This is a genomic window from Gordonia sp. ABKF26 (assembly GCF_041103195.1).
Taxonomy (GTDB): domain Bacteria; phylum Actinomycetota; class Actinomycetes; order Mycobacteriales; family Mycobacteriaceae; genus Gordonia; species Gordonia terrae.
Map to the genome: position 1 here is coordinate 5498849 of NZ_JBGCVZ010000003.1, position 13355 is coordinate 5512203.

Below are 13355 nucleotides of genomic sequence, written 5' to 3' on the forward strand. Positions count from 1 at the left end.
CTCCCGTTCGTTGCCGAATCCTCCGCGCGGCTGCCGGGCTCGCCCCGGTCCGTCCGTTCCGGCGCAGACGGACGCCCAACGTAGCAGCGCCGGCAGTGCGGGTTCGACGGCCACCGCGGGGGCGAGGCCGTGACCGGCCACGACGACGCGGCCCTGTGACCCGCTTCACGACTGCAACAGGTTCTAGTTGTAGCGTGCATGTCGTGGACTACTGGGGTGTGATGGTCGGGTTGGGACTCTTGGCTACGGCGTTCGGCGTCGTCGGATTCGTGCGATACCGCGAACGGGAATCGACGACCCTGCAGCGCCAGACCCAGCTCGCCCGGGAACTGCGCGACCTCGCCGGCGACGACGAGGTGCGGCTGGCCGCGGTCGACGAGTTCTCGCTGACCATCTATCACCGGCTCTTCTACGCCTCGGTGGTCGCGCCGTGGATTCGGAGCGCCGCGTGGGCGCTTCTCGGTTCAGTGCTCGCCGGAGCGGGAGCGCTCGCGGTGGGATCACTCGACGGCGTGTTCGCGACCGTCGTACACGTCGCGACGATCGTGGCCGCAGGCGTCTTCGGGGTCTCGACGCTGGTGTACGTCGGCATCGCGCTGTATCACTCGGCGACCACGCCACGGGTGTCCTTCAGCGACTCCTACGCCGGCGAGGACTCGGATCCGGACTCGGCCCCGTCCACCGAAGCCACGTCCACCGAGGCCCCGACGGCCGAAGCCACGTCCACCGAGGCCCCGTCCACCGAAACCCCCTCCACCGAAACCCCGGTCTCCACACGGCCCGTCGACTGACCGACCGGCGACCCGAGACACAACGAACCCCCACCGGGCTGGACCGCCCGGCGGGGGTTCGTTGCTGTGAGAGGGTCAGGCGGCTCGCTAGGCGATCTGCGCCTGCCACATCCAGTGCAGCTGCTCGAGCTTCGAGGCGAACGAGATCAGCAGATCCTGGGTGACCGGATCGGCCTCCTCGGTGACCCCGATTCGCTCGCGGAGACCCGCGACGACTGCCTTGAGATTGTCGACGATCGCCTCGACGACGTCACTGTCCTTGGTCCATCCCTCACCGAATCCCTTGGTGTGGGCGGTCTTCGCGACGGTCTCGGCACGGCCGTCGGGGCTCACGCCGATCGCGGTGGCCCGTTCGGCCGCCGCATCGGTGAACTCCCGGGACACCGTGACCAGCTCATCGAGGTCGAGATGCACCGACCGGAACTGCTTGCCGACCACGTTCCAGTGCGCCTGCTTCGCGATGAGCGACAAGTCGATGAGATCGACGAGAGTGTCCTGCAACGCCTTTCCGGCGACGGACTGCTGCTCGTCGGTGAGTGTGCTGGTGATCGGAGTGGTGGTCATGATCAAGAACTCCCTTCTTGTCATAGCTGGTCGCAGTCGTGCTCCGACTGCGCTGTGCGACGCGGTCAGACGCGGACGGTGACCGCGGAGTCGATGTTGCCCTTGGTCGCCTTCGAGTACGGGCAGAACGTGTACGCGAGGTCGGCGAGCTCCTTGGCCTTGGCCTCATCGAGGCCGGGCAGCGACACCTCGATGGCGACGGTGAGCCCGAATCCGTTGTCCGCGGGGTCTTTCCCGATTCCGACGGTCACGTCCACGGTTGCCCCGTCGGGGACCGAGGTGTCCGCCTGCTTGGCCGTGGCACGAAGCGCGCTCAGGAAGCAGGCCGCGTAGCCCGCGGAGAACAACTCCTCCGGATTGGTTCCCTCGCCGTTGCCACCGAGTTCCTTCGGCGGGCGCAGGTCCAGGTCGATCTGGCCGCTTGCCGAGACGACTTCGCCGTCGCGTCCACCGCCGGACGCCTTCGACGAGATGGTGTACACCGGTTCGATTGCCATTCGAGATCCTCCTGGATGCTCAGTGCGGGTTCGGGCCAACGGTCGTTCCAACCCGTTCCGTTCACCGAACATTCCGGCGACACCGCCGTCGGCGACGTGATGGTCGCGACACCGGTCTCCGCAACCGGCTCAGCGTCCGCGCATCATCCGCGTCGGCTTCATCCGGGTCGACTCCGGTAGCCATTGGTTGACCGGGCGACGCAGGGTGCAGAGGGCGGCGACCACGAGCAGAACGAATTGCGCATAGCTCAGGACGACCATGGTCGACGACACGTCCGGGTACCGGAAGAGGAGGTCGACGCCGACGGGGATGCACAACAGGTGCACGACGACGGCAGCCAGGAAGAAGTTCCGGAGGTGGCGGCTGTGCTGTGTGGCAGCGGTGACCAGGCACGCGTACTCGATGGCGAGCACGACGATGATCATCACCAGCATGAACGGCGGGAAGAACCCGGCGAGCGTATCGACCTCGCTCTCCGGGGCGGAGTTCGCCGGGTCGGCCACCACTCCTTCCAGCAACCGGCCACGCAGGTCGTCGGTGATGGTCCCCAGGTTGAAGAAGCCGTAGATCGTCAGCACCAACCCGATCACCGCAGCGCCCCACCACACGATCCGTGCGTGCACGGCGAGCGCATCCGGTGGCCGTCCGGGATCGCCGGGCCGGGCCGGATAGAGCGCCGCCTGGTCCCGGTCTCGGGAGGATCGTTCGAGGGCGGCCAGGTCCTCGGCATCCAGCTCGGCCTGGCTCGGGACACGGTCGGGGTCACGCCCGGCCGGGTCGCCGGACGTCCCGCCGGTCGGGTCCTTCGGATCCGTCATGCCCCGATCCTGCCACTCGCCCCGGCGGCCCTCCAGCGCCGAGAACCGCCCGACAACGTGCGGCCTATTTCCGGAACTCGGTCAGTACGAATTCCATCCCGGGCACGAATGTCCCGAGCATGGGCACGACGTGGTTGACGATCGACTTGGTCAGGATGGGCGGGGTGGGATCGGTGACGAAGGTGACGTCGGCGCCCTGCGCCCGCCAGTCCGCGGCGAGCTGCGCGACCTGGCCGTACGGGATCACGTCGTCGTGCAGTCCGCCTTCGACGAAGACGGGCGCGTTCGGCTTCAGGCGTCCGATCCGCTGTTGCCGGACCACGTCCTGCAGCCCCGGCGATCGCGCGATGAGGGCTGACAGCGTCTCACCGGTTCGCGTCCACGTCTCGACGCGGCGGAAACCGAAGGCCGGGATGATGTCGCCGATACAACTCGTCGAGATCTGCTTCAGTGCGGCCTTGCCGGTCGGATTGGTCTCTCGGCGCACCACGTCGGCGACGTTCGGATACCGCTCGGTCAGTCCGTTGATCGCGAAACCGATCGCACCCGCGATGGTGGTGCCGTCGATCGCCGGGATGACCTTCTCCAGGTCGGCCGGGGGTGCGCCGGCATAGGTGGCGCGGACGTTCAGCTCGGGCGCGTAGGTCTCGGCGAGTTCGGCGGCCGACGCCGCGGCTCCCCCGCCTTGCGAGTACCCGGCGAAGCCGACCGGCGCATCGGCGGGCGCGCCCGAGAGGTCGAGCGCGGCCCGCGCACCGTCGAGCATGGCCTGTCCGGACTCGGCGCGGTTGACGTAGGTGTGCACACCGGGCGTGCCCATCCCGACGTAATCGGTGACGAAGACCCGCACGCCGTGGACGAGCATGTAGTACATCTCAGGTGCCGTGTAGTTGACCGAGATGCTCGGCTTCGTGAGGTCGACCGCCATCGGCAGACCCATCAGCTTCGACGGGGCGCACTGGTCGCCCTGACCGATCGTTCCGGAACCGACGACCAGAGTCGGTCGCGGACCCTTGCCGCGCCACGGCGCGGTGGGCTCGACGACGGTGCCGGTGACCGGGACGGGTGTCCCGTCGGAACGACGCGAGGTGTACATCACGGTGCGCGCCGTCCCCGGCCACTGACCGGCCATCCCGGGGATCTGGAGCAGCAGCGGACTCGACTGGCTGCGGATCACCGAACCCGGCTCGGATGCATACCGGGCCGGTGGGCTGTAGAAATCCGCCGCGGCAGCGGTCCCGGCCGCAGCCGGAACCAAGGATGCGGCACAGGCCGCCACCAACGCGCCGGCGACACCGACGATGCGTCTCGATGTCCTGCGATGAGTCATGTTCTTCCCCGACCTCACGTTCATGGCTGTGTAACCTACCCCACAGTAACTTGAGTCAGGTGACTGGCATCGCGTCGGGGGTCCGGGCACCAGGAGTTCCCCACTCCGGCATCCGGGGGAGCAGCCGACGACGGAGTCCCGACGCGGTGGGCCGAACATCCTCCCCAAGGGGCCCGGTCATTTCAGTGCAGCGAATGAATTCGTTACGGTCTCGTGATTGAATAATGCGCAATTTCGCTCGCGTTCCCCAAAAAGAATGACCGGCACTTTTCCCTCACCCATTCATACGAATAGCCTCGAATTCGGATCGGTACATTTCTCAGGTCGATTCCGACCCCATTTCGATCGGTTTCTCGGGCGAATCGGCACACCACGACGAGAGGCGAAAAGTGAACAAGAAGGTCAGCAAGGGTCTGTTCGCAGCGGTGGCGGCCGTGCTGCTGTTGCTGGGCGGCCTGGGCACCTACGCCCTGTGGAGCGACAGCGAGACCACCGACTCCGGCGACGTCCAGACCGGAACGCTCGACCTGACAGCAGTGAATGCGGGTCAGTGGCAGGATGTCTCGAATGCCGCGGCCCCGGTCGACATCGATCCGGCGACCTTCCGGATGGTGCCCGGTGACGTCCTGCAGTTCACCGCGAGCTACCGGGTCGCGGCGGTCGGCGACAACCTGACCGCGCGCATCACCACGACGAATCAGGGCACCAACGTCATTCCGGCAGCGCTGACGGATTGGGTGACGGTCACGAACACCGCGACCTTCGGCGGCGCGCCCATTCCGAGCAGCGTGATCACGACGGCCGACAACGGAAAGACCGTTGACGTCACCGTCACGGTGGACTTCGATCGCGGCACCCCCGATCAGGTGGGGATCAACTCGACGGTCAACCTCTCGCAGCTGCAGGTGACCCTGCAGCAGGAACGCGCCTGAGCGACCTCGACGACGACGGATGCGCATGTCGCGCCACGTGTTCGGGCCCGTCGCGGGCGCGGTCGCGCTCGCGGTGGTGGTCGTCCTGATCGCGGTGTCGGTGCGCTCGACCGGGGCGTACTGGACCGAGACCGCGTCGTCGGCTCCCGGCCAGGTGGCCACCGGCCGACTGGCCCTCGCCACCGGCTCGGGAGCCGACAACGTCTACACCTTTCCCGAGCTGACCGGAGCGGCTCTCGTCCCGAACCAGTTCCGGCAGGCGCCGCTGGCGATCGTCAACACGGGGACGACGCCACTGCGGTACCGATTGACCTCCGCCGGCCCACAGGTGTCGACGGCGTCGACGGTCACGGTGACCCTCGCCGGGGCAATCGGTGGAACCTGTACGGCAACATCGGCTCTCGGGCCGACGAGCGCCTTCCCGACGCTGTCGGGCGTCGGCTCCGTCTCGACCGTCGCATCGGCGTTCCGCACCCTGGCCGCCGGGGCGCAGGACACCTGGTGCGTCCGGAGCACGCTGATCTCCGTCGCCGGGGCCGAACCGGCCACCTACACCCACGTCTTCGGCTTCCGGGCGGAGCAGGTATGAGCCACCGGCACACCGACACTCGGTCGATCACGGAGGCGGAATCCGTCGCGCACCGGACCCTGGTGGTGGGTCAGCACGATCGTCACCTGGCTACTCGTGTTCGCGGTCTCGGCACTGGTCCTGGCGCTCGTCGTGATCCCACTCGTCGGCAACGCCCAGCCGTACACGGTGCTGACGGAGTCGATGCGACCCACCTATCCACCGGGCACGCTTGTCGTGGTCCGGGACTCGGACACGAACCGCCTGCCGGTCGGCGAGGTGATCACCTTCCAGATCCGGTCGGGCGAACCCGCAGTCGTCACGCATCGGATCATCGCCACGGGCATGGACAGTACCGGCGGACGTACGTATACGACGCAGGGCGACAACAACCCACAGCCCGACCCCGGGTCCGCGGAGCCGGCCCAGATCCGCGGAGCGGTGTGGTACTCGATCCCGTACCTCGGTCACGTCAACAACTGGCTCACCGGAGACACTCGCGTTCTGGTGGTGACCGTCATGGCGGGCGCCCTCGGGCTCTATGCCGCCGTTCAGCTCGTCGGTGCGGTCGTCGACAGGCGGCGGGTGTCGACCGGATCCGCGCCGCGATGAGCACGATGCGCGCGGCCGCGCGCGGGTTCGGACGATTCCTGCGGTCGACCCGCGTCCGTGCGGTGCTGTCGGTCGGGATCGTTCTCGGACTCGGCACAGTCGGGACACTGGCCGCCTGGTCGGCAACCACGACGACCACCTCCGGGACCTTCACCACCGGCACCGTCGATCTGTGGCTCGACAACGTGAACGCGACTCAGGCCGCGCCGCTGTCGGTGCCACTCGGGTCGGCGCTGCTGCCCGGACAATCCGCCGCCGTACGTGTCACCGTCCAGAGTCGGGGCAATGTCGCCGCGACCTACACGACCAAGGTCCGAGGGACGGGCACGGCCGGTACCGCGGTACAACTCGCCGTCGTGGTCGGCGGCACCATCTCGGGATCGACCTGCACCGGCACCCCCACGGTTCCCACCATGCCGCTGACCGGCGCCGACGCCGCCATCCTCGGTACGCGCGGCCCACTCGCGGCCGGCACCGGAGCCGAGATCCTGTGCCTTCAGTTCACGCTGCCCGCAACGGCATCGAATGCCACCCAGGCCGCAACCGGCGGCGTCCTGTTCACCTTCGACGGCACCGGGGTGGCGAATGCCTGAGCCCGTCACCCCCGGTCGCCGGCCCGGGCGAGGAACCGACGTCGCGCTGAGCGTCGGTGCCGTCGCGGGCGTGGTCTGTATGTGCCTGGCCTTCTCGGCCGTGCTGTTCGGCATCACACCACTCGTCTTCCGGTCCGGATCGATGGAGCCGGCGATCCCCGTCGGTTCCCTCGCCCTCGCTCGCGAGGTCCCGGCCGGCGCGGTCGAGCCGGGTGACGTCGTGAGCGTGACCGCCGACAACGGCAATCGGATCACCCACCGGGTGGTGAACGTGGATGCCGGCGCGGGCAATTCGGTGGCGCTCGTACTGAAGGGTGACGCGAACACCGAACCCGACCTCACCCCGTATGTCGTCACCGACGTCGAGCGCGTGATGGCCGATGTCCCCTATCTCGGTTATGCCGTCGCGTGGTCGTCGACGCCCGCTGCCCGCGCGGCGGGCATCGTCCTGGCGGTCTGGCTGCTCATCGCCGTGTTCGGACCCCACCGGCGCAGACGCAGCAGCGGTCGGCACCGGGCGGCCGCACCGCACCCCGGCGTCCCCGGACGCGCCACGCATGCCGGGATGCCGATCGTCCTCGTCGGTGCGCTGTCGGCGACGTTGATTGTCGCCTCGCCGCCCGGTGCCGCCCGAGCGGGAATGACGGACCGGACGGTCGGCCAGGTGACGATGACGCTGGGCACCGCGCCCCGGCCGGCGAGCTTCACCTGTGCGACCCAGGGAACACTGCTGACGAGCGCCCTCTTGAGCTGGCCGGTGGTCGGGCCCGCGTTCGGTTACCGGCTCGAGTTCCGGGCCACGACGACCGGTCTCCTGCTCAGTACCCAGGACCTACCGGCCCAGGCGTCGGGGACCGTCAGCTACACGGTGAGTGCGGGTCTCCTGGATCTGCTCCCCAGCTCGACGACGGTTCATCTCGTCTCCCGCGTGGGGAACTTCTGGATCTCGCCGAGTCCCACACTGACCCATCGGATCACGAAGGCTGTCTTGAGTTCGTCGTGCGCGACGCCGGGGACGGTGACGAGTCCCGGGGCAGCACCCGGACGTCAGGCCCGCACCGCCCCGTCCGTGTCGAGCACGACCCCGAGCGAATCCGGCTCGCCGAGTTCGGCGTCGCAGACCCCGGGATCATCGTCGACCGAGCCGTCCACGGACCCGGCCTCACCGACCGATGGCCCACAGACCTCGACGCCCCCGACGCCGACCACTTCCCCGGCGACACGCGAATCCGAAGTCGGACAGGCAGTTCCCGATGTCTCGCGAACCTCGGAGCCGACAACGGCCGACGGGTATCGCTGAGAGGCGATTCAGCGACCCGGCGCCACCTTCAGCATGCGGCCGAGAGTCGCCTGCCACAGTGTTCCATCCGCGGTGATGGTTCCGGTCAGTTCGAGCGGCTCGTCGAATGGTGCCGCCCCGACCGGCACGGTCGCCACCCGCCGCCCCGTCGCGAAGTCGGTTGCGAGGTAGACGACTTCACCCAGTTGTTGGGGGCGGCGCGACTCGAGAGGTCCGTACCCGATCGCATGGATCAGCCCATCCGCGCGAGACAGCTTGGGAAGCGTGGCGATCCGGTCGTCGTTCTCCCACACGCGACGACAACCGCCGTCGCCGACATCGATGCGGGTGGCGCCGCCGACGAACGGGGCATCGGCCGGGACCGACGGCCCCCGCACCGCCATCGGCGGGTACTGGTAGCCGTGGGTACTCGGGATGACCAGCGAGTTACCCCAGGCCATCGGCGAATTCTCGGTGCCCGGCCCCGACCTCGCGAAGGCCCGCATCCGGCAAACCTCGGAACCGTCGTCGCTGCGCAGCACACGAAGACTCGGCGGCTCCGCGTTGTCGACGATGGCGACCCACCCGTCGCCGCCCGGACCGAAATAGGTCGGCGTCGTTCCCGAACCCCAGGTGAGCTGCCCGGGTTTGCGTGCCGGTCCCCGGTCATATGCGCGACGCCAGACGACTCGCGGTGCCGCGCCCGGGTCGGCGCGCATCTCGTACAGCGCCTGCGTCGTGAGGATCGACGCACCGGTCCGCCGGATGGACAGGCCGTTGCCCAGTTCCTCTCCCGCCGGGAGCCGGGTGGACCGGACGGCGCGATGCCGGTCGACCGTCCCGACCACCCCACCCGTGGTCGCAAACCAGACGCGGCCGTCGAAGTCCGGCGCCAGGCCGGTGATCGCGTCACCCGCCGGGATCGCCTGGCCGACGTCGACCCGATCATCGACGTAGACCCGCCAGCCGTTCGCCGTCTTCGCATGCGCGACACGAAGAATCGAGTTCGAGCCGTCGGCTACGACCACCCGGTCACGGTCGTCGAGGTAGCCGTACACACCGCCGAGCAGGCCGCCCTTCGTGAGCTGCGTCGACGCCAACGGTTGCGCGGTCCGGGGATCGAAGAGGACGACCGTCGGTGCCGCGAATGCGGGCGGCGTCGTTCCGACGAACTGCGTGCACAACGCGACCGGCATCCCGTCGCGGCCCACGAAGGTCGCCGCACAGGCTCCGCCGGGGACGGAGGAGGCGGCCAACCGGGCACCGCGGCCGGGTCCGCGATGCGACGTAGAGTCGGTGGAGGCGAGATCGCCGTGCATGAGCGAGGTGTCGGCCGGTCCGAGCCCAACGCTCGGCGAGTCCGGTTGCGCCACCGCGGGGTACGCGAGACCCACCGCCATCGCCATGACTCCGCTGACCACCGCCGTCCAGACCCGCTTCATCCGCGTCATGGAAGGTGAAGCTACCGGACCCCAGCAGAAATCCGCCTCTGAAACCCACCCCCCACAGACTGCTCGACGACGATATGTCGACGGCCCGGCTGCTGAGGGTGGGTTTCAGGCGCGGCCGCGCGGCTCAGATGACCAGGCCGAGAGCGAGTACCACGATCAGTCCGGTCACCGACAGGACGGTCTCCATCATCGACCAGGTCTTGAAGGTCTGGCCGACGGTCATCCCGAAGTACTCCTTCACCAACCAGAAGCCGGCGTCGTTGACGTGCGACAGGAACACCGAGCCGGCACCGATCGCCAGGACGACCAGGGAGAGCTCTCCCGAACCCATGCCGTCGACCAGTCCGAGGATCAGCGACGACGCGGTGATGGAGGCAACCGTCGCCGAACCGGTCGCGAGGCGGATCAGTGCCGCGAGGGTCCAGGCGAGCAGGAGGACGGAGACGTTCGCACCGGTGGCCCAGTCCGCCAGCAGGGTGCCGATACCCGTGTCGACGAGCACCTCCTTGAATCCGCCACCGGCCGAGACGATCAGCAGGATTCCCGCGATGGCGGGCAGTGCCGCACCCGTGCACTTCGAGATCGTCTCGCGGTCCATCCCGGACCCACGGCCGAGGGTGAACATCGCGACGATCACGGCGATCAGCAGCGCGATCAGCGGGGTGCCGAGGATGTCGAGCACCTTGCGCAGGGGCTGGTCCTCGTCGGCGATGAAGATCTCGGCGATGGCTTTGCCCAGCATCAGCACGACGGGCAGCAGGACGCTGAACATGGTGATCGCGAAAGACGGCCGCTTCGTCGTCGGGCCGTCTGCCGGATCGACGTCGAAGGTCGTCGGGGCGTCGACCGTCACCCATTTCCCGGCGAGCACACCGAACAGCGGTCCGGACACGATGATGGTCGGAATGGCAACCAGCACACCGAGTCCGAGGGTCATGCCCAGGTCGGCGCCGAGAGCGTCGATCGCCACCAGCGGGCCCGGGTGCGGCGGGACGAAACCGTGCATCGCCGAGAGCCCGGCCAGCGCGGGAATGCCGATCGGGATCAGACCGAGTCCCGATCGTCGGGCCACCAGGTAGATCACCGGCATCAGCAGGACGAGACCGATCTCGAAGAACATCGGCAGCCCGATGATGGCGCCGACGAGGGCCATCGCCCACGGCAGCATCCGCGGTGACGCATGAGCGACGATCGTGTCGACGATCTCGTCGGCCCCGCCGGAGTCCGCCAGGAGTTTGGCGAACATGGCACCGAGTGCGATCAGGATGCCGACACCCGCTGCGGTGGTGCCGAATCCGGCGGTGAACGACTCGAGGACCGTCGGGATGGACTCACCCGCGACGATGCCGACCGTCGCACCGCCGCCGACGAGCGCGAGGAAGGGGTGGACCTTCGCGATCGTGATCGCGACGACGATGACGGCGATGCCGGCCAGCGCCGCGAGAATGAGTTGCCAACCGGGGGCAACGGGTTCGGGTAGGTCCGCACCGGCGGCGAGGATCGTGGTCGTCGTCGACATCGTCAGCTCTCCTCGCCGTCAACGTGCGTGTCGGGCAGGGACGCGACCAGTTCGTCGACGATGGCGTCCACACTCTGGTCGACGTCGACGGTGAACCCGCGTTCGTCCGCGGTCAGCGGCTCCAGGGTCTCGAACTGCGAGGCGAGCAGTGCCGGGGGCATGAAGTGCCCGGGCCGCGACGCCTGCCGTCGCGAGATGACGTCGACCGAGCCGGCCAGGTGGGCGAACAGTGTCGCCGGCGCGTGCTCGCGGAGGCGGTTCCGGTAGTCACGCTTGAGTGCGGAACAGCTCATGACGCCACCGCTCTCGTGCTCGGCCAGCCAGACCCCGATCGATTCGAGCCAGGGGCCGCGATCGTCGTCGTCGAGCGGTTGTCCGGCCGACATCTTGGCGATGTTCTCCGCCGGGTGGAAGTCGTCGGCGTCGGCGAACGGCACGCGCAAACGCTGCGCCAGCGCTGCTCCGACCGTCGACTTCCCGGACCCCGACACCCCCATGACGACAATCGGTGATCGCATGTTCACTCCTCACGACATTGTGCTGCTGATCACGTAGGCTGCCTCAATAGTCATACTTTTGCAAGCGTGTCCTGCCATTAAGTACGCACATTCGGCCGGACCTCGACTAATGAGAAGATGAAACGGTGAGTCAGGGCACACGAAGCGCACCCGAACGGCACGAGGAGATCCTTGCGGCGATCGGCAGACGCATCGTGTCCGGAGCACAGCCGGCCGGCAGCGTGCTGACCCTCGACTCCATCAGTGCCGAACACGGCGTCTCCCGGACAGTGTCCCGTGAGGTGATCCGGGTACTCGAGTCGATGGGTCTGGTCGAGTCGAGGCGGCGCGTCGGCATCACCATCCAACCGCGGACGCGCTGGAGCGTGTTCGACGCACGGCTGATCCGGTGGCGGCTCGACGGCGGTGAGCGCGCCGAGTTCCTGGCGACGCTGTCGGAGTTGCGGCGTGGTTTCGAACCGGTGGCGGCAGCGCTGGCCGCGGAACGCGCGAACGAACACCAGTGCCGCATCCTCGCCGCGGCGGTGTCGGACATGTCGGTGCATGGCCGTACCGGCGACCTCGAGTCATACCTGTTGGCCGACAAGGTCTTCCACCGGACACTCCTCGAGGCGAGCGGCAACGAGATGTTCCGGTCACTCACCGGCGTGGTGAACGAGGTCCTGGCCGGACGCACCCATCACGGGATGATGCCGGCGACCCCCAACCCGGCCGCCATCGCACTGCACGACGACGTGGCCAGAGCAATACGCCTCCGCGACCCGGAGGTCGCGGAGGCGTCGATGCGGGCGATCATCACCGAGGCGGCGGCAGCTGTCTCCGAAGAGACCCGTTGACCGCTCGGGAGGGACCGCTCAGACCAGCAGTTCGGCGATCTGGATGGTGTTGAGCGCAGCGCCTTTTCGGAGGTTGTCCCCCGAGATGAAGAGCGCGAGTCCGCGACCTTCGGGAACACCCGGGTCCTGGCGGATCCGGCCCACGAGCGACGCGTCGTTGCCCGCGGCCGCCAGTGGCGTCGGCACGTCGGCGAGCTCGACACCGGCGGCCGCGCCGAGGATCTCCTGGGCGCGCGCCACCGACAGCGGACTCGCGAACTCGGCGTTGATCGACAGCGAGTGACCGGTGAACACCGGCACACGCACACAGGTGCCGCTCACGAGCAGTTCCGGCAGGCCCAGGATCTTGCGAGATTCGTTGCGCAGTTTCTGATCCTCGTCGGTCTCACCCGAACCGTCGTCGACGAGAGACCCGGCGAGGGGCAGCACGTTGAAGGCGATCGGCGCGACGTATTTGTTCGGCGCAGGGAACTCGACAGCAGATCCGTCGTGGACCAGCTTCTCGGCGTCACCGGCAACAGCACGCACCTGACCGGCGAGTTCCTCGACACCGGCCAGGCCACTGCCCGAGACCGCCTGGTAGCTCGAGACGATCAGTCGCTGGAGGCCGGCCTCGTCGTGCAGCGGCTTGAGGACCGGCATCGCGGCCATGGTGGTGCAGTTGGGGTTGGCGATGATCCCCTTGGGCGGGTTCTTCGCCAGCTCGCCGTTGACCTCCGAGACCACCAGCGGCACATCGGGATCCTTGCGCCACGCCGACGAGTTGTCGATGACGGTCACGCCGGCCGCGGCGAACCGCGGCGCCTGCTCGCGGGACATCGTGGCCCCCGCGGAGAACAGCGCGATGTCCAGACCCGACGGGTCGGCGGTCGAGGCGTCCTCGACGACGATCTCGCCGTCGCCCCACGGCAGCGTCTTGCCTGCCGAACGCGACGACGCGAAGAACCGCACCTCGTCGGCCGGGAAGTTGCGCTGGGCCAACAGGGTTCGCATGACGGCACCGACCTGACCGGTCGCACCCACGACTCCGATACGAACACCCATGG

Annotated in this window: 15 protein-coding genes; 7 read left to right on the top strand and 8 right to left on the bottom strand. The window is 68.3% G+C overall.

What is annotated here, in order from left to right; all coding sequences use genetic code 11:
* The first annotated feature begins 194 nt into the window (after positions 1–194).
* Positions 195–791 (top strand): hypothetical protein, encoded by a 597-nt coding sequence (locus tag AB4Z55_RS25575; RefSeq protein WP_354561422.1) that lies wholly within the window; start codon positions 195–197, stop codon positions 789–791.
* A gap of 87 nt (positions 792–878) precedes the next feature.
* On the opposite strand, the gene AB4Z55_RS25580 is transcribed toward AB4Z55_RS25575, so the two are convergent.
* The 4 genes from AB4Z55_RS25580 to AB4Z55_RS25595 all read right to left on the bottom strand — a co-directional run bounded on the left by AB4Z55_RS25580 (position 879) and on the right by AB4Z55_RS25595 (position 4001).
* Positions 879–1355, bottom strand: coding sequence for a Dps family protein (locus AB4Z55_RS25580; protein WP_004023350.1), 477 nt, complete (start codon positions 1353–1355; stop codon positions 879–881).
* A 65-nt stretch (positions 1356–1420) separates the two neighbouring features.
* A complete protein-coding gene (locus tag AB4Z55_RS25585; RefSeq protein WP_354561424.1) occupies positions 1421–1852 on the bottom strand; it encodes an organic hydroperoxide resistance protein in 432 nt (143 codons plus the stop codon).
* Positions 1853–1981: 129 nt separating this feature from the next.
* The gene (locus AB4Z55_RS25590; protein WP_004023348.1) at positions 1982–2671 is read right to left on the bottom strand and encodes a hypothetical protein; all 690 of its coding nucleotides are present in this window, start codon (positions 2669–2671) and stop codon (positions 1982–1984) included.
* Positions 2672–2735: 64 nt separating this feature from the next.
* A complete protein-coding gene (locus AB4Z55_RS25595) occupies positions 2736–4001 on the bottom strand; it encodes a lipase family protein (RefSeq protein ID WP_354561425.1) in 1266 nt (421 codons plus the stop codon).
* Between the two features lie 389 nt (positions 4002–4390).
* On the opposite strand from AB4Z55_RS25595, the gene AB4Z55_RS25600 reads away from it, so the two are divergent.
* The 5 genes from AB4Z55_RS25600 to AB4Z55_RS25620 all read left to right on the top strand — a co-directional run bounded on the left by AB4Z55_RS25600 (position 4391) and on the right by AB4Z55_RS25620 (position 8006).
* Positions 4391–4933, top strand: a complete 543-nt coding sequence (locus tag AB4Z55_RS25600) for an alternate-type signal peptide domain-containing protein (RefSeq protein ID WP_354561427.1) — start codon at positions 4391–4393, stop codon at positions 4931–4933.
* Positions 4934–4958: 25 nt separating this feature from the next.
* A complete protein-coding gene (locus AB4Z55_RS25605; RefSeq protein WP_354561428.1) occupies positions 4959–5522 on the top strand; it encodes a hypothetical protein in 564 nt (187 codons plus the stop codon).
* A 96-nt stretch (positions 5523–5618) separates the two neighbouring features.
* Positions 5619–6113: a signal peptidase I gene (locus tag AB4Z55_RS25610; RefSeq protein WP_369520904.1), complete on the top strand. Its 495-nt coding sequence runs from the start codon at positions 5619–5621 to the stop codon at positions 6111–6113.
* Complete coding sequence (locus AB4Z55_RS25615; protein ID WP_354561432.1) at positions 6110–6706, top strand: SipW-dependent-type signal peptide-containing protein; 597 nt, start codon at positions 6110–6112, stop codon at positions 6704–6706. Before AB4Z55_RS25610 ends, AB4Z55_RS25615 begins: the two co-directional genes overlap by 4 nt.
* Positions 6699–8006, top strand: a complete 1308-nt coding sequence (locus AB4Z55_RS25620; RefSeq protein ID WP_239401974.1) for a signal peptidase I — start codon at positions 6699–6701, stop codon at positions 8004–8006. The genes AB4Z55_RS25615 and AB4Z55_RS25620 overlap by 8 nt, the downstream gene beginning before the upstream one ends.
* A gap of 8 nt (positions 8007–8014) precedes the next feature.
* Here AB4Z55_RS25620 and AB4Z55_RS25625 read toward each other — a convergent pair whose 3' ends face one another.
* The 3 genes from AB4Z55_RS25625 to AB4Z55_RS25635 form a co-directional block, all read right to left on the bottom strand.
* On the bottom strand, positions 8015–9427 hold the full coding sequence (locus tag AB4Z55_RS25625; RefSeq protein ID WP_354561669.1) for a hypothetical protein: 1413 nt from the start codon (positions 9425–9427) through the stop codon (positions 8015–8017).
* A 133-nt stretch (positions 9428–9560) separates the two neighbouring features.
* Positions 9561–10955, bottom strand: coding sequence for a GntP family permease (locus AB4Z55_RS25630; RefSeq protein WP_369520905.1), 1395 nt, complete (start codon positions 10953–10955; stop codon positions 9561–9563).
* A 2-nt stretch (positions 10956–10957) separates the two neighbouring features.
* On the bottom strand, positions 10958–11473 hold the full coding sequence (locus AB4Z55_RS25635) for a gluconokinase (RefSeq protein WP_004021626.1): 516 nt from the start codon (positions 11471–11473) through the stop codon (positions 10958–10960).
* Positions 11474–11598: 125 nt separating this feature from the next.
* Here AB4Z55_RS25635 and AB4Z55_RS25640 point away from each other — a divergent pair, with 125 nt between their 5' ends.
* Positions 11599–12309 (top strand): FadR/GntR family transcriptional regulator, encoded by a 711-nt coding sequence (locus AB4Z55_RS25640; RefSeq protein ID WP_101821023.1) that lies wholly within the window; start codon positions 11599–11601, stop codon positions 12307–12309.
* 18 nt (positions 12310–12327) lie between these two features.
* Here the strand turns inward: AB4Z55_RS25640 and AB4Z55_RS25645 are convergent, their stop codons facing one another.
* On the bottom strand, positions 12328–13353 hold the full coding sequence (locus AB4Z55_RS25645; protein ID WP_369520906.1) for an aspartate-semialdehyde dehydrogenase: 1026 nt from the start codon (positions 13351–13353) through the stop codon (positions 12328–12330).
* Between the last annotated feature and the right edge of the window lie 2 nt (positions 13354–13355).

Bases quoted from the DNA above. Each gene is read 5' to 3' on its own strand.
- AB4Z55_RS25590 (WP_004023348.1), bottom strand. From the start codon at position 2,671: ATGACGGATCCGAAGGACCCGACCGGCGGGACGTCCGGCGACCCGGCC.
- AB4Z55_RS25630 (WP_369520905.1), bottom strand. From the start codon at position 10,955: ATGTCGACGACGACCACGATCCTCGCCGCCGGTGCGGACCTACCCGAA.
- AB4Z55_RS25595 (WP_354561425.1), bottom strand. From the start codon at position 4,001: ATGACTCATCGCAGGACATCGAGACGCATCGTCGGTGTCGCCGGCGCG.
- AB4Z55_RS25615 (WP_354561432.1), top strand. From the start codon at position 6,110: ATGAGCACGATGCGCGCGGCCGCGCGCGGGTTCGGACGATTCCTGCGG.
- AB4Z55_RS25585 (WP_354561424.1), bottom strand. From the start codon at position 1,852: ATGGCAATCGAACCGGTGTACACCATCTCGTCGAAGGCGTCCGGCGGT.
- AB4Z55_RS25625 (WP_354561669.1), bottom strand. From the start codon at position 9,427: ATGAAGCGGGTCTGGACGGCGGTGGTCAGCGGAGTCATGGCGATGGCG.
- AB4Z55_RS25620 (WP_239401974.1), top strand. From the start codon at position 6,699: ATGCCTGAGCCCGTCACCCCCGGTCGCCGGCCCGGGCGAGGAACCGAC.
- AB4Z55_RS25605 (WP_354561428.1), top strand. From the start codon at position 4,959: ATGTCGCGCCACGTGTTCGGGCCCGTCGCGGGCGCGGTCGCGCTCGCG.
- AB4Z55_RS25645 (WP_369520906.1), bottom strand. From the start codon at position 13,353: ATGGGTGTTCGTATCGGAGTCGTGGGTGCGACCGGTCAGGTCGGTGCC.
- AB4Z55_RS25580 (WP_004023350.1), bottom strand. From the start codon at position 1,355: ATGACCACCACTCCGATCACCAGCACACTCACCGACGAGCAGCAGTCC.
- AB4Z55_RS25635 (WP_004021626.1), bottom strand. From the start codon at position 11,473: ATGCGATCACCGATTGTCGTCATGGGGGTGTCGGGGTCCGGGAAGTCG.